This is a genomic window from Pseudomonas sp. MWU12-3103b (assembly GCF_023100615.1).
Lineage (GTDB): Bacteria > Pseudomonadota > Gammaproteobacteria > Pseudomonadales > Pseudomonadaceae > Aquipseudomonas > Aquipseudomonas putida_A.
Map to the genome: position 1 here is coordinate 26,034 of NZ_JALMEY010000026.1, position 14,758 is coordinate 40,791.

Here is a 14,758-nt window from a genome sequence, read left to right on the forward strand (position 1 = left end):
CAATAGGCGTGACAGAAAAAGTCAGTAGCTTTCAGTTTTGGTGATAGGTAGATGAAGTGAATTTCAACAGCGACAGCATCGAACTGTTCCTCGCAGTGATCGAGCGTGGCTCGTTTTCCGCTGCTGCCCGCGCTTTGGGGCGGGTGCCGTCGGCGGTGAGCATGGCTATCGGCAATCTGGAGGCGGAGCTTGGCTATGCCTTGTTCGATCGCAGCCACCGCGAACCGCAGCCGACGGCCATGGCGCTGTCACTGGTGCCCCATGCACGGCTGATCGCCGAGCAGCTCAAGCAACTGCAAGTGCACGCGGTGGAGTTGTCCCTGGGGCTGGAGAGCAAGCTGTCGATTGGCGTGGTCGCGGACATCGACCGTCGGCGTTTGCTCGCCGCGATCAAGGTGATTGCCGAGCGTCATCCGCTGCTCGACATTGAGGTACTGACCGCGCCGCAGGACGATGTGCTGGCGATGCTGCACAGTGGCCGCGTCAGCGTGTGCCTGGCGTTCGCCGGGTTGAGCATGAACGTGCTGGAGCGTTTTCAGTTTGTCGGCAGCGAACGGATGATCGCCACGCTGGCGGCGGACAGTCCGTTGTTGCAGGGGCAGGATCTGTTTCTCGAAGACCTGGTGCATGTGCGGCAGATCTTCGTCGCCAGTCGCGACTTGCCGATCAGCGAAACCCGGCCGCTGGTGGCCGAATCGCACTGGCGCACCGACACCCTGGAGGCGGCGCTGGAGATGGTCGAGGCAGGGCTGGGCTGGGGCAATTTCCCGTTGTCGGTGGTGCAGCCGTGGCTGGACAGCGGGCGCTTGAAGCGGCTGAATTTCCGCAATATCGAGAATGGCCTGGTGCTGCCGGTGCACGCGGTGTGGCTCAAGAGCCAGCCGTTGCAGAAGGGCGCGTTGGCCCTCGTCGAACTGCTCAGCCACTGAACCCGACACAGATCTCCTGTGGGAGCGGGCTTGCTCGCGAAGGCGGTGTGTCAGAAAAGTATGTGCTGACTGATCCACCGCTTTCGCGAGCAAGCCCGCTCCCACAGGATTTTGCAGTGTGCAGGCGATCCTTGTAGGAGGTTTCAGGTACTCTCGCGAATCTTCAATTCAAAACCCATATCCTCAACCGGTCGCGTCACGCTGTTGCCCGCCATCAACGTCAACATTTGCTCCGCCGCACGCCGGCCGATCGCCTCGCGTGGGGTGTTGATGCTGCTCAGGCGCGGCACCATGTGTTCGGACATCGGCAAGTCGTTGAAGCCGAGAATCGCCACCTGCTCGGGGATCTTGATCCCGTTGCGCAGCGCCTCCAGCAGCGCACCCTGCGCCAGGTCGTCGTTGCCGAAGAAGATCGCATCGACATCCGGATGCGCCGCCAGCAATTGCAGAAACAGTTCACCGCCCAGGCCCACGGACGAGGAGCGCGGCGTCAGCACTTCCAGATCCGGGTCGTAGCGCCCGGCCTTCTGCAGGGCTTTGCGGAAACCTTCACCGCGCAACAAGGTGCGCTGATCGAGTTGCGCACCGATGTAGGCCAGACGCTTGCGACCGCGCGAGAGCAAATGTTCGGCCGCGGTTTCGCCGGCGCTGAGCTGCGAGAAACCCACGCAATTCACGCCGGCGGCGCTGTCGAGTTCCATCATGTACACGCAGGGAATATTGCTGGCCTCGATCATCCGCCGCGAACTTTCCGTGCGATCAAACCCGGTCAGCAGCAAACCACGCGGCTGATAAGCCATGTAGTTGCGCAGCAGGTTCTCTTCTTCATCGCGCGAATAGTGGAAGTTGCCGATCAGCACTTCGAAGCCCTTGGGTGTCAGCACCCGATGAATGGCTTCCAGCGTATCGATGAACAGCAGGTTGGACAGCGATGGCACCAGCACCACCACCGAATGGCTTTGCGCCGAGGCCAGGGCGCGGGCGGCAGGGTTGACCACGTAGTTGAGTTCACTGGCTGCTTTCTGCACTTTTTCCACCAGCTCCGTGGCCACCGTGCTGACCCCGCGCAAGGCGCGGGAGGCGGTAATCGGGCTCACGCCGGCGAGGCGGGCAACTTCATTAAGGGTGGGACGGCCGGTGGTGCGAGTGTTTTTATCGTTTTTAGGGGTGGTCATCGGGCGGCTTGCCAAACAAAAATCAAGGCACTAAGGTAGCGCTGTCCTGATGCAGCTGCAAATGCGTAAGCGAGGTCCTGCCTGATCTTCGCTTTTTGGCGTTGGGAACAAACCTGCTGCAACCCAAAAAAACGACAAGAAGGCGTCGGCAACTTCTGCCTGTGCACTAGAGTCATAGCTAGCAAAGGTAGCGCTGTCTGCGCGCTGAGGTGTTATATGAGTCATCCCATCACCGCCCTGGTCATCATGGGCGTTGCCGGTTGCGGCAAGACGTGCGTCAGCGAGGCCCTGTGCCAATTGAGCGGCGCCACTGCCATTGAAGGCGATACTTTTCATCCGGCCGCCAACATCGAAAAGATGAGCGCGGGGATCCCCCTGAACGACGACGACCGTGCCGGCTGGCTCGACAGCCTGTGCGATGAACTGCGTCGCGTCGATGCATCGGGTAAACGCCCGGTGCTGACCTGCTCGGCCCTTAAACACAGTTATCGCGAAGTGCTGCGCAGTGCCTTGCCGGGCCTGGGCTTCGTGTTTCTTGAGCTGACCCCTGAAGTGGCCGCCGACCGCGTATCGCATCGCCCGGGCCACTTCATGCCGGCGACGCTGATCGAAAGCCAGTTCGCCACCCTCGAATCACCAGTCGGCGAGCCGTTGACCCTGGCGCTGAATGCTTCGATCCACAGCGTTGAAGAATTGGCTGCCCAGGCGCACGTCTGGTGGCAGGCCCACGGTTTGAAACAGGCGGTATGAGTGTGTTGAAAGAGCTAGCGCTGTCCTCACGAATTCTGTTTAACCCGCTTTAATAACAACAACAAGCCAGGAGACACCCCCAATGTTTGGCATGTCCCACGACGCCTACCTGCTGCTCGATGCAGTGGTCACGGTAATCGGCCTGATTATCCTGATCACCAAATTCAAGATTCACCCCTTTATCTCGCTGACCATCGCGGCCGCGTTCCTCGGCCTGACGTCCGGCATGCCGATCGGCACCATCATCAAGGCGTTCCAGGACGGCTTCGGTGGCGTGCTCGGTTTCGTCGGCATCATCCTCGCGCTGGGCACCATGCTCGGCAAAATGATGGCCGAGTCGGGCGGGGCGGATCAGATCGCCCAGACCCTGATCCGCGCGTTCGGCAAGGACAAAGTGCAGTGGGCGATGATGTTCGCCGCGTTCCTGGTCGGTATCCCGCTGTTCTTCGAAATCGGCTTCGTGCTGCTGATTCCGCTGGTGTTCATCGTTGCCCGCCGCACCGGTGTGTCGATCATCAAGATCGGTATCCCGCTGCTCGCCGGTCTGTCCGCGGTACACGGTCTGGTGCCACCGCACCCGGGTCCGCTGCTGGCGATCGGCGTGTTCGGCGCCGACATCGGCAAGACCATCCTCTACGGTCTGATCGTTGCGCTGCCGACCGCCATCATTGCCGGTCCGATCTTCGGTACCTTCATCGCCAAGCACATTCCCGGCACGCCGAATCAGGAGCTGGTCGATCAACTGGCCCGTGAAAGCGACGACTCAACCAAGTTGCCGAGCTTCAGCATCACCCTGATCACCGTGCTGCTGCCGGTGTTCCTGATGCTGCTGAAAACCTTCGCTGACGTGGCGCTGCCGGACGGTCACTTCTTCCGCACCTGGATGGACATGATCGGTCACCCGATCTCGGCCCTGCTGCTGGCCTTGCTGCTGTCGCTGTACACCTTCGGTCACAAGCAGGGCATCGGTTCGCAGCAGATGCTCAAGTGGCTGGACGCGAGCCTGGCGCCGACCGCCGCGATCATTCTGATCATCGGTGCCGGTGGTGGCTTCAAGCAGATGCTGGTGACCAGTGGTGTGGGCGACGTGATCGGCCACATGGCAGTCAGCGCGCAGATCTCGCCGATCCTGCTGGCATGGCTGGTGGCGGCGGTGATTCGTATCGCCACCGGTTCGGCCACCGTGGCGACCATCACGGGCGCCGGCATCGTGGTGCCGGTGGTGGGGATGATTCCGGGCGTCAACCGTGAGCTGCTGGTGCTGGCCACCGGTGCTGGTTCTTTGATTCTGTCCCACGTGAACGACGCCGGTTTCTGGCTGGTGAAGCAGTACTTCAACATGACCGTGGCCGAAACCTTCAAGACCTGGACCGCGATGGAAACCATCCTGTCGGTGGTGGGCCTGGGCTTTATCCTGCTGTTGTCGCTGTTCGTCTAAGCAGCTTCTTGCAGACACAAAAAAACCGCAGCGATGCGGTTTTTTTGTGCACGACGATATCAGGATGAATGCATTACCCCTGTGGGAGCGGGCTTGCTCGCGAAAGCGGTGTATCAGTCGCTGAAAATGTTGACTGACACGACGTCTTCGCGAGCAAGCCCGCTCCCACAGGGGGGGTAGGTGTCAGGCAGTGGTTTTCGGGGCCAGGCCATCCGCCCGGAACATCCCGCGAATCCCGCGCACCGCCTGACGAATCCGGTCCTGGTTTTCAATCAGCGCAAAGCGCACGTGATCATCGCCATACTCACCAAAGCCAACCCCCGGCGAGACGCAGACCTTGGCCTCGGCCAGCAGCTTCTTGGCGAATTCCAGCGAACCCAGATGCGCATAAGCCTCGGGAATCTTCGCCCAGACGTACATCGAAGCCTTCGGATTCTCGACCATCCAACCCAGTTCATGCAGGCCTTTGACCAGCACGTTGCGGCGCTGGCGATACTGCTCGGCGATGTCGCGCACGCATTGCTGATCGCCTTCCAGCGCGGCAATCGCCGCCACTTGCAGCGGAGTGAAGGTGCCGTAGTCGTGGTAGCTCTTGATCCGGGCCAGGGCGTTGACCAGCTCCGGGTTGCCGACCATGAAACCGATGCGCCAGCCCGCCATGTTGTAGCTCTTGGACAGGGTGAAAAACTCCACTGCGATGTCCTTGGCGCCGGGTACCTGCATGATCGACGGGGCTTTCCAGCCGTCGTAGACGATATCGGCGTACGCCAGGTCATGAATCACCAGCACGTCGTACTGTTTGGCGAGGGCGATCACCCGTTCGAAGAAATCCAGCTCCACGCACTGTGCGGTGGGGTTGGACGGGAAGCCGAGGATCATCATCTTCGGCTTGGGGATCGAACCGCGAATTGCCCGCTCCAGCTCATCGAAGAAGTCCACGCCGGGCACCAGCGGCACCGAACGCACCTGAGCGCCGGCAATCACCGCACCATAGATGTGAATCGGGTAGCTCGGGTTCGGCACCAGTACCGTGTCGCCCTGATCCAGGGTCGCCAGCATCAAGTGCGCCAGGCCTTCTTTGGAACCGATGGTGACGATGGCTTCGCTTTCCGGGTCGATATCGACCGCGTAGCGTTGCTTGTACCAGTTGGAAATCGCCCGGCGCAGGCGCGGAATGCCCTTGGACGTGGAGTACCCGTGGGTGTCTTCACGTTGGGCAACTTGTACGAGTTTTTCGACGATGTGCGACGGTGTGGCGCCGTCGGGGTTGCCCATGCTCAAGTCGATGATGTCTTCACCACGACGCCGCGCGGCCATCTTCAGCTCGGCGGTGATGTTGAAAACGTAAGGGGGGAGTCGATCTATGCGCGCAAAGCGGCGCGGCGAACCTTGTTCAGCCATTGTTGCCTCGGATAACGTAAGCGCCCGGAACCGTCCGAGCGACGCTGGTCACTGCGGTGACCTGTGGCGGAAGATAAGGGCAGCGGTGGCAGACTGTCCAGCGTGCACGACAATAATTTTTTCCAAGGAAATGCTTAATGGAATTCACCAGCGGCTTCTTGCTGAGCCTTTCGCTGTGCCTGGACATCGGCGTAGCCAACATCGCGATGATCACCCTGGCGATGCAGCGCGGTTATTTTCAGGGCTTCGCGCTGGGCCTCGGCACTTGCGTCGGCGACCTGATCTACGCAGTGCTGGCGCTGGCCGGGATGACCGTGTTGCTGCAGTACGAAAGCGTGCGCTGGGTGCTGTGGATCGGCGGCTCGGCGCTGCTGATCTACTTTGCGGCGAAGATGATCTATTCGGCGATTCACCATGAGGCGCAGTTGGCGGCGACGGCGGAGGTGGGGCAGAACTCCCATCGCAAGGAATTCTTCCGAGGGATCTTCCTCGCCATGTCCTCGCCCAGCGCGATCCTCTGGTTCGCCGCGGTTGGCGGCACCCTGATCGCCCGTTCCGGTGGCGGCGGCCCGCTCAGCTCGGCGCTGTTTCTCGGCGGTTTTCTCTGCGCCGGGCTGCTGTGGTCGGCCGGTCTGTGCTTTGCCGCCAGCCACGGCGGCAAGTTGCTCGGCGACAAGCTGTTGCGCTACTCCTACATGGCATCGGCGGCGATCTTCTGCTATTTCGCGGTTTACGTGATCGTATCCGGTTATAACGAGTTCGTTGGCTCCGGCGCTGCCGACCAGTTGCACGCCTTGTGACATTGCGAATCGGGTTTGGCTTCTATACTCAGCAGCCGAACCCCTAATTTTGTTCCAGGAGTCGAGTCATGGATGAGCAAAAACGCGTCGAAGTGGCGGAACCTCGCTTCGAACATGGACACTTCCTGCTGATCGCGGGATTTCGTGGACGATTTACCCAGGACACTGCCAAGGACATCCCCGCGCTGTGGGAAAAGTTCTTGCCGCACCTGGGAAAGATACAGGGACAAAAAAACGAAGTGACCTACGGTGTCTGCAGCAATTTCGACGGTCAGGGTGGCTTCGATTACATCGCCGGGGTGGAAATCAGCAAGCTCGATGACCTCGACCAGAAGGTCTACCAGTGGGTCGAAGTGCTGCCCCGGCAGTACGCGGTGTTCGAGCACAAGGGCCCGCTCGACCAGTTGCCGCAAACCCTGCAATACATCTACAAGACCTGGCTGCCGACCTCTCACTACGTGGACCTGAATGCACCGGAGCTGGAGCGCTACAGCGCCGATTTCAATCCGCGACAGCACACCGGCAAACTGGAAATCTGCGTACCGGTCGACAGCAAAGCCTGAGTCCATGACGATGAGGCGGATCACTGATCCGCCTCATGTTGTTCAACCGCGCTTGCCCTTGCCCAGCCGTCGCGCCCGCAACAGGTCGATACCCAAGGTGATAAAGCCGAACGTACTGATGCCCAACACCATCAACAAGCCGATTTCAACGCTGCTCATAAGCGGTTACCCCCAAGGGTGATCAGAGACACAGCGCAGGAATAGCCCGTCAGCGGCACGAAGAAAAGCGCTTATACGCAGGCTTTACGCCCCCCGCGCGGATCGATATGAACACCTTATTCCTTTATGCTTTGCGCACTTTTCTCCGCTGATTTTCGAGCTGCCATGAACACCGTCATCCGCAACGTCACCGCCGCCGACCTGGACCGCTGCTACGCCATCGAAACCGTTGCCTACGAAGGCGATGAAGCCGCCACTCGCGAGAAGATCGCCACGCGCATTGCCACCTGGCCTGAGGGTTTCATCGTCGCCGAAGTAGACGGCGTAGTCGCCGGGTTCATCAACTCGGGCGCGGCGTTTGATGTGCAGATGTCCGACGAGGCGTTCAAGGAGCTGATCGGTCACGACCCGCAAGGGCCGAACGTGGTGATCATGTCGGTGGTGGTGCACCCGGACTATCAGGGCCAGGGTTTGGCCAAGCGACTGATGGCCGAGTTCATCGAGCGCATGCGCGGGATGGACAAGGCGACGATTCATCTGATGTGCAAGGAGAAGCACATTGCGCTGTATGCCGGGTTCGGCTTTGCCTACATCAAGCCGTCGGAGTCCGACCATGGCGGGATGGCGTGGCACGAGATGATTCTGACCCTCTGAAAATCGCTGCAAGCCCAAATGTGGGAGCGGGCTTGCTCGCGAAGGCGGTGTGTCAGTTGCCAATGATTTATCTGAAACGACGCCTTCGCGGGCAAGCCCGCTCCCACAGGGGAGCAGTGGTGACTCGTTGATAGGTGTCAGTAGAGAGTGTCGCTTACTCTTTTCGGTGCTTCGCGGTCGTAGGTCTCGGCGTCAAACTGCCCGTCATTCAGGCGCTTGTGGAAGGCGCCGGCAGAGGGCAGGGCCGAGCGCGGCAGGTGGGTTTCGGGGTTCCAGGCGTCAGAGCGCACAAAGGCTTTCGAGCAGTGGAAAAACGCCGCCTCTACCGTCACCAGCAACACGGTTTTCGCCGGTTTGCCGTTCACCGCAAAGCTTTCCAGCAGCTCAGGATCGGCGCTGATGGTCGCGGTGCCATTGACCCGCAACGTCTCGCCAATGCCCGGAATGATGAACAGCAGCGACACCCGAGGATCGTGCAGCACATTGCGCAGGGTATCGATGCGGTTGTTGCCCGGGCGATCCGGCAGGGCCAGGGTGTTGCGGTCGATGATCCGCACGAACCCCGGCGCATCACCCCGTGGCGAATTGTCGAGACCGTCGGCGCCCACCGAGCTGATGATCACCAGCGGCGACAGGCGCACCATCGCCTGATAATCCTCGTTGAGAAAACCGATCTGCTTGCGCACCGCGCGGTCGTGGGGCAGGCCGTAAATAGCTTCCAGTGCTTCGATTGAATCGATCATCGTGCATCCCTCGATGATTTAGAAAAACAGTCCCATACGCCGTTCGTAACCGACCCGGCCCTTGTACGCTTCGCCGCTGTCGACGAAACCGTGTTTGGCGTACAGCGCGATGGCGGCATCGTTATCGGCATCCACCGACAGTTCCAGCCCCTTGATCTCCGGCCATGCTTCACGCGCCACCTCGGGCAGCGCCTGCAGGCAAGCCTTGCCGTAACCTTTGCCCTGTGCCCGGTGATCGACCTGCAAGGCGTGCAGGGTGGCGCTGTGTTCATCGGCCCAGTCCGGCAACACCGGTGGGCGCTTGAGCAGCAGAAAAGCCACCGGTACCTGATCGGCCAGCAGCGCGAAACCTTTGACGCCGGGGCCGGGTCTGGACAGCAGCGTGTGCAACGCGCCGTGAATGTCGCCGGAAAATTTGATCTGCTCGGGATGGATTTCAATCGCCTCGACCTGCTGACGCTGCAACGCGTTCAGGCTGTCGTACGGCACGAGTTGGGCTGACACGGGAATTTCCTTTTTCCTACAAAGATGAGCCTCGGATTCTAGCGATTTTGTGTTCGGCGGAAATTTTTTGTTTCGTCTGTCGATCCGCACGATGGCCGAACGACTAAGGGTGTCTTCAGCACAAAAACCACGGAGAACACCATGAGCGCACAGACTGAAATCCAGACCCTGATCAATACCTACCGCGACGCGGTAATGACCAAGAACGTCGACAAGGTCATGACGTTGTACACCGACGACATCGTCTCCTTCGATGCGATCAAGGCCCTGCAATTCAAGGGCAAAGCGGCCTACCGTGCACATTGGGAAGCCTGCATGGAAATGTGTTCCGGCCCGCACGTTTTCGAGTTTCACGAGATCGCCATCGAGACCGGCGACAACCTCGCCTTCGCCCATTGGGTAACGCATTGCGGCGGCACCAACGACAAGGGCGAAACCCAGAGCTGCTGGATGCGCGCCACCGCGTGCTATCGGCAGGTCGGCGGGACGTGGAAGATCGCTCACGAGCACTGGTCGGCACCGTTCGATCCGATGAGCGGCAGCACGCTGTTCGATGTGCAACCCTGATCTTCAGCCATAGTTGATCCGTTCGAATCAGGAGAAAACCATGAAGTATTTATGCCTGGTCTACAGCGATGAGCGCCTGCTGCACAACTCGCCCGACAGCCCGGAAGACGCCGAGTGCTGGGCCTACGCCGAGTCGATTCAGGGCAGCGGGCGGATGGTCGCGGCCGAAGCGCTGGAGTCGGTGCAGACCGCGACCACCGTGCGCATGCGCAACGGCAAGCTGTCGATCACCGATGGCCCGTTCGCTGAAACCAAGGAGCAACTGGCCGGTTTCTACCTGATCGATGCCAAGGATCTCAACGAAGCGATTCAGGTCGCCGGTAACATTCCGGCGGCCCGGGTCGGCAGCGTTGAAGTGCGTCCGGTGCGGCAGTTGAATGTCTGAAGTCCGGGCGCGGGTCGAGCAGGTCTATCGCGAAGACTCGCGGCGGATTCTGGCGACCCTGATTCGTCTGCTCGGGGATTTCGACCTCGCCGAAGAAGCCTTGCACGAGGCGTTCTTCGTGGCGGTCGAGCGCTGGCAGCGCGACGGTGTGCCGGACAATCCGCGTACCTGGCTGGTGTCCACCGGGCGCTTCAAGGCCATCGATGTATTGCGCCGCCGCGCCCGCTTCAAGGCCTCGCAGCCGCTGTTGCTGGCGCAGCTCGAAGAGTTGGAACAGGCCGACTGGAGTGGCGAAGACGTGGAAGACGACCGCCTGCGGCTGATCTTCACCTGCTGTCACCCGGCGCTGGCGGCGGATGCGCAAGTGCCGCTGACCCTGCGGGAAGTCTGCGACTTGACCACCGAGGAAATCGCCCGCGCGTTTCTCTCGGCGCCGGCGGCGATTGCCCAGCGCATCGTCCGTGCCAAGGCGAAGATTCGCGACGCCAAAATCCCTTATCAAGTTCCCAGCCTGAGCGAACTGCCCGAGCGCCTCGACAGCGTGTTGCGGGTGATTTATCTGGTGTTCAACGAAGGTTATTCGGCGTCGATGGGCGCCGAGCTGACCCGCGAAGATCTGACTCGCGAAGCGATTCGGCTGGGGCGGCTGCTGATGGAGTTGCTGCCGGAACCGGAGGTCATGGGCCTGCTGGCGTTGATGTTGTTGCATGAATCGCGGCGGCCGGCGCGCACGTCACCCAGCGGAGAGTTGATCCTGCTGGACGATCAGGATCGCTCGCGCTGGGATGCCGGGTTGATTGCTGAAGGTTGTGCGCTGGTGGAGCGGGCGCTGACCACCCGAAGGTTCGGGCCGTATTGCCTGCAAGCGGCGATTGCCGCGGTGCATGCCGAAGCGCCGTCAGCGGCAGAAACCGATTGGCAGCAGATCGTCGGGCTGTATGACGTGCTGTTGCGGGCGGTGCCGTCGCCGGTGATCGAGTTGAACCGCGCGGTGGCAGTGGCCAAGCGCGATGGGGCGCTGGCCGGGCTGACGCTGATCGAGGGAATTCTGGATCGCGGCGAGTTGCAGGATTACCACCTGGCGCATTCGGCGCGGGCGGAGTTTTGTCGGCAGTTGGGCCGGGTGGAGCAGGCGCGGGCGGCGTATCGGCGAGCACTGGAACTGACCCGGCAGGAGCCGGAGCGGCGATTTATCGAGGGGCGGCTGAGCGAACTGGATTGAACCGAGGAATTCATTGGCAGTGCCGGCCCCTTCGCGAGCAAGCTCGCTCCCACAGGCGATCGCATTCCAACTGTGGGAGCGAGCTTGCTCGCGAATGGGCGCGCCGCTATTCCAGCATCTTGCTCAACAGCCAGCTCCCCGCCGGCCCCGGCGGATACAGCCGCGACCACAACGCATCGACATACACCGGCCGCGGCCAGCCGCGCACCGTCAGTTCCACCAGCGAGCCATTCCCGAAACGCGCCACCAGCCAGCGCGGCAGCGCCGCCCAGCCAAAGCCCATCTCCGCCATTTCCATCAGCATCAGGTAACTCGGCGCCGACCACACCCGGCCCTTCGCCCGGCTGTCGTAGGGATTGACGATGGTCGCCAGGCGCAACTCGCGATGCTGCTCCAGCACCTGCTGGTCGACCCGTTCGACACGGGTCAGCACATGATCATCTTTGACGAACAGCGCCAGGTCAGTGCGCTCGGCGACGGTCGAGGTCACCAGATCCGGTGGATAGGTGTCCTGCATTTCGGCAAACGCCAAGTGTGCGCGGCCACGCTGGACCAACTCGATCAGGTCGTCACACTCGGCGATCAGGCATTCCAGTTCCAGGTCCGGGTAGCGCTGCTCGAAGCCGACCAGCGCCGCTTCGAAACGCGCCGATTGATAGGTGTCGGAAATCGCCACGGTCAGCTTCGGTTCGACGCCTTCGGCCAGTTGCCGGGCGGTCATTTGCAGATGACTGGTGGCCGCCAGAATCGCCTCGGCCCGTTGCAGCATCACGTGCCCGGCCGGGGTCAGGGTCGGTTTGCGGCTGCTGCGGTCGAACAGAATCAGATCCAGGTCGATCTCCAGGCTGGCCACTGCGGCACTGATGGTTGACTGACTGCGCCCCAGTTTGCGCGCCGCTGCCGAAAACGAACCCTGAGTGGCCGCTTGCACGAACGCCAATAGCACTTCTTGCGAAGCCATGAACTATCGCCTTGATCGATGGTTATTGGTTATGAAGTATCGGCGTGGTGGCCGATCATGGCAACCCTCTTCACTCAAGGAGTCAGGCCATGACTGCCAACAAATCCATCACTGAACGTATCTTCCAGGCCATCGGTTTCGAGTGTCTGGCGATCCTGATCTGTACCCCGTTACTGGCGTGGATCATGGACAAACCGCTGCTGGACATGGGCGCGGTGACCGTGCTGATCGCTCTGCTGGCGCTGGCGTGGAACGTGCTGTTCAACGGCTTTTTCGACCGCATGCTCAAGCGCCTGAACATCGCGCACAACGCCTGGACGCGGGTGGTCCATGCGTTGCTGTTTGAGGGCGGATTGATCGTGATGGGCGTGCCGCTGATTGCCTGGTGGTTGTCGGTCAGCCTGTGGCAGGCGTTCTTGCTCGACATCGGCGTGTTGCTGTTCTTCCTGCCGTACACCTATGTGTATCACTGGGGTTATGACGTGGTGCGCGAGCGCCTCGTGACCCGCCGGGTATGCGCGGGATAAGCACAACCTGTGGCGAATGCAAAACCTGTGGCGAGGGGATTTATCCCCGATGGGGCGCGTAGCGGCCCCTCTTTTTATCCAGAAAAGAAGGGCCTGCTGCGCAGTCCATCGGGGATAAATCCCCTCGCCACAGAGGCTCTCACCAAGAAAGTTTTTAGTGAATGGGGGGTTTAGAGGAACATTCCTCCCGATGCCTCGACCCGCTGCCCGTTGATCCACTGCGCACCCGGCGCCAGCAGCATCGACAGCGCACCCCCAATATCATCCGGCTGCCCGGCGCGACCCAGTGCGGTATTGCTCGCGACCATCGCGTTCAACGCCGCGTTGTCGCGCACCGCGCCGCCGCCAAAGTCGGTCTCGATGGCGCCCGGCGCCAGTATGTTCACGCCGATCTGCCGCGCACCCAGCTCCTTGGCCTGATAGCGGGTCAGCACTTCCATCGCGCCTTTCATTGCCGCATAGGCGGCATAACCCGGCAGGCTGAAGCGGGTCAGGCCGCTGGAGATGTTGATGATGCGCCCGCCGTCATTGATCAGCGGCAGCAGTTGCTGAGTCAGGAAGAACGGCCCTTTGAGCTGGATATTCATCAGCAGGTCGAACTGTTCCGGGGTGGTCTCGGCGAACGCCGCGTGAACACCGATCCCGGCGTTGTTGATCAGGAAGTCGAAACGCGGACGCTCCAGTTGCTGCAGCGCTTGCGCAACCCGCGAGGCGAAATCGGCAAAGGTTTCGCTGCGACCGACGTCCAGTTGCAGCATCACGGCTTTGGCGCCGCGTTGTTCCAGTTCAGCCACCAGCGCCTGGGCTTCATCGGCTCGGCTGTTGTAGGTGCCGATGATGTCCACGCCTTCGGCGGCGAGGTGCAGGGCGGCGTTCTTGCCCAGGCCACGGCTGGCACCGGTGATCAATGCGATTTTGCGGCTCATGTGAAATCCTCGATTGCGTTGAGTGGTGATGAGCAAAGTTTATTTATCCGCCATGGGGTGATAAACAGACTGAAACCGGAATCACTGATCGACTCAGCCGAACAATCAACGGGTGTCCTCATGAACAAACTGGAACTGCTGCGCACCTTCGTCCGGGTCAGCGAACTGTCGAGTTTCACCCTGGCCGGCGAGAGTCTCGGGTTGCCGCGCTCGACGGTTTCCGAACATGTGCAGGCCCTGGAAACCCTGCTCGGCACCCGCCTGCTGCAACGCACCACGCGCAAGGTGCAGGCGACTCAGGACGGTCTGGTGCTGTATGAACGCAGCAAGGATCTGCTGTCGCACATGGACGAGATCGAGGGGCTGTTTCGGCAGGATCCGGCCTCGTTGAGCGGGCGGATTCGCGTCGACATGCCGAACATTCTGGCGCGACGCCTGATCATGCCGCTGCTGCCGGAGTTCATGGCGCGGCACCCGAGTCTGGAACTGGAAATCAGCAGCACCGACCGCCGTGTCGATCTGCTCAGCGAGGGTTTCGATTGCGTGGTGCGCATCGGCGCGCAGCCGGATCAATCGGTGGTGGCGCGGCATCTGGGCGACTTTCCGATGATCAACTGCGCCAGCCCCGCGTACCTCGAACGCTACGGCGTGCCGCAGACGCTGGAGGATCTGGCGCAGCATCGGCTGGTGCATTACGTCGGTGTGCTCGGTTCGCGCTCGGAAGGGTTTGTGTTTGAACAGGACGGACAGGTGCGACGCCTGCCGATGGCTGGCAGCGTCACGGTCAACAGCACCGATGCTTACGAGTCGGCGTGCCTGGGCGGCTTCGGCCTGATCCAGGTGCCGCGCACCGGCATGCAGCCCCATCTGGACACCGGTGAGCTGCTGACTGTGCTGCCGAAGTTCACCGCGCCGGCGATGGCGATTTCAATCCTGTATGCACGGCAACGGCATTTGCCGCTGCGGGTGCGGGTGTTCATGGAGTGGTTGGGCGATGTCATCCGTTCCACTCTCTAATGCCTGACACAAATCAAACTGTGGGAGTGGGCTTGCC

The 14,758-nt window shown here is 61.2% G+C and carries 17 protein-coding genes; 11 read left to right on the forward strand and 6 right to left on the reverse strand.

Annotation, left to right across the window (positions count from 1 at the left end; all coding sequences use genetic code 11):
• Positions 1 to 56: 56 nt before the first annotated feature.
• Positions 57 to 929, forward strand: coding sequence for a LysR family transcriptional regulator (locus M0808_RS27545; protein WP_247843106.1), 873 nt, complete (start codon positions 57 to 59; stop codon positions 927 to 929).
• Between the two features lie 143 nt (positions 930 to 1,072).
• On the opposite strand, the gene M0808_RS27550 is transcribed toward M0808_RS27545, so the two are convergent.
• Entirely contained in the window at positions 1,073 to 2,104 is a 1,032-nt protein-coding gene (locus tag M0808_RS27550) for a LacI family DNA-binding transcriptional regulator (RefSeq protein ID WP_210558845.1), read from the reverse strand.
• Between the two features lie 216 nt (positions 2,105 to 2,320).
• On the opposite strand from M0808_RS27550, the gene M0808_RS27555 reads away from it, so the two are divergent.
• Entirely contained in the window at positions 2,321 to 2,854 is a 534-nt protein-coding gene (locus tag M0808_RS27555; protein ID WP_027612589.1) for a gluconokinase, read from the forward strand.
• A gap of 82 nt (positions 2,855 to 2,936) precedes the next feature.
• A complete protein-coding gene (locus tag M0808_RS27560; protein ID WP_097085886.1) occupies positions 2,937 to 4,292 on the forward strand; it encodes a GntP family permease in 1,356 nt (451 codons plus the stop codon).
• Between the two features lie 183 nt (positions 4,293 to 4,475).
• Here the strand turns inward: M0808_RS27560 and alaC are convergent, their stop codons facing one another.
• Positions 4,476 to 5,693, reverse strand: a complete 1,218-nt coding sequence (gene alaC / locus M0808_RS27570; protein WP_247843107.1) for an alanine transaminase — start codon at positions 5,691 to 5,693, stop codon at positions 4,476 to 4,478.
• 137 nt (positions 5,694 to 5,830) lie between these two features.
• Here alaC and M0808_RS27575 point away from each other — a divergent pair, with 137 nt between their 5' ends.
• The 3 genes from M0808_RS27575 (at position 5,831) to M0808_RS27585 (ending at position 7,869) form a co-directional block, all read left to right on the forward strand.
• Positions 5,831 to 6,493: a LysE family transporter gene (locus M0808_RS27575; protein WP_007969355.1), complete on the forward strand. Its 663-nt coding sequence runs from the start codon at positions 5,831 to 5,833 to the stop codon at positions 6,491 to 6,493.
• 68 nt (positions 6,494 to 6,561) lie between these two features.
• Positions 6,562 to 7,056: a GyrI-like domain-containing protein gene (locus M0808_RS27580; RefSeq protein ID WP_247843108.1), complete on the forward strand. Its 495-nt coding sequence runs from the start codon at positions 6,562 to 6,564 to the stop codon at positions 7,054 to 7,056.
• Positions 7,057 to 7,380: 324 nt separating this feature from the next.
• Positions 7,381 to 7,869: an N-acetyltransferase gene (locus tag M0808_RS27585; protein ID WP_098965213.1), complete on the forward strand. Its 489-nt coding sequence runs from the start codon at positions 7,381 to 7,383 to the stop codon at positions 7,867 to 7,869.
• Between the two features lie 137 nt (positions 7,870 to 8,006).
• On the opposite strand, the gene M0808_RS27590 is transcribed toward M0808_RS27585, so the two are convergent.
• The gene (locus M0808_RS27590; protein ID WP_115989062.1) at positions 8,007 to 8,612 is read right to left on the reverse strand and encodes a pyridoxamine 5'-phosphate oxidase family protein; all 606 of its coding nucleotides are present in this window, start codon (positions 8,610 to 8,612) and stop codon (positions 8,007 to 8,009) included.
• A gap of 18 nt (positions 8,613 to 8,630) precedes the next feature.
• On the reverse strand, positions 8,631 to 9,116 hold the full coding sequence (locus M0808_RS27595; RefSeq protein WP_098965211.1) for a GNAT family N-acetyltransferase: 486 nt from the start codon (positions 9,114 to 9,116) through the stop codon (positions 8,631 to 8,633).
• Positions 9,117 to 9,257: 141 nt separating this feature from the next.
• Here M0808_RS27595 and M0808_RS27600 point away from each other — a divergent pair, with 141 nt between their 5' ends.
• Genes M0808_RS27600 through M0808_RS27610 form a run of 3 tightly spaced genes read left to right on the forward strand, consistent with a single transcriptional unit; the run spans position 9,258 to position 11,290 of the window.
• On the forward strand, positions 9,258 to 9,683 hold the full coding sequence (locus M0808_RS27600; RefSeq protein WP_247843109.1) for a nuclear transport factor 2 family protein: 426 nt from the start codon (positions 9,258 to 9,260) through the stop codon (positions 9,681 to 9,683).
• Between the two features lie 40 nt (positions 9,684 to 9,723).
• Positions 9,724 to 10,068, forward strand: a complete 345-nt coding sequence (locus M0808_RS27605) for a YciI family protein (protein ID WP_134787154.1) — start codon at positions 9,724 to 9,726, stop codon at positions 10,066 to 10,068.
• Positions 10,061 to 11,290: an RNA polymerase sigma factor gene (locus tag M0808_RS27610; protein ID WP_097085875.1), complete on the forward strand. Its 1,230-nt coding sequence runs from the start codon at positions 10,061 to 10,063 to the stop codon at positions 11,288 to 11,290. The genes M0808_RS27605 and M0808_RS27610 overlap by 8 nt, the downstream gene beginning before the upstream one ends.
• A gap of 106 nt (positions 11,291 to 11,396) precedes the next feature.
• Here M0808_RS27610 and M0808_RS27615 read toward each other — a convergent pair whose 3' ends face one another.
• On the reverse strand, positions 11,397 to 12,251 hold the full coding sequence (locus M0808_RS27615) for a LysR family transcriptional regulator (protein ID WP_247843110.1): 855 nt from the start codon (positions 12,249 to 12,251) through the stop codon (positions 11,397 to 11,399).
• Positions 12,252 to 12,340: 89 nt separating this feature from the next.
• Here M0808_RS27615 and M0808_RS27620 point away from each other — a divergent pair, with 89 nt between their 5' ends.
• A complete protein-coding gene (locus M0808_RS27620; RefSeq protein WP_027612600.1) occupies positions 12,341 to 12,778 on the forward strand; it encodes a multidrug/biocide efflux PACE transporter in 438 nt (145 codons plus the stop codon).
• 170 nt (positions 12,779 to 12,948) lie between these two features.
• Here the strand turns inward: M0808_RS27620 and M0808_RS27625 are convergent, their stop codons facing one another.
• Entirely contained in the window at positions 12,949 to 13,704 is a 756-nt protein-coding gene (locus tag M0808_RS27625) for an SDR family oxidoreductase (protein WP_103519776.1), read from the reverse strand.
• Between the two features lie 120 nt (positions 13,705 to 13,824).
• Between M0808_RS27625 and M0808_RS27630 the strand changes: the two genes are divergently transcribed.
• Positions 13,825 to 14,721, forward strand: coding sequence for a LysR family transcriptional regulator (locus M0808_RS27630; RefSeq protein WP_247843111.1), 897 nt, complete (start codon positions 13,825 to 13,827; stop codon positions 14,719 to 14,721).
• Positions 14,722 to 14,758: the final 37 nt, after the last annotated feature.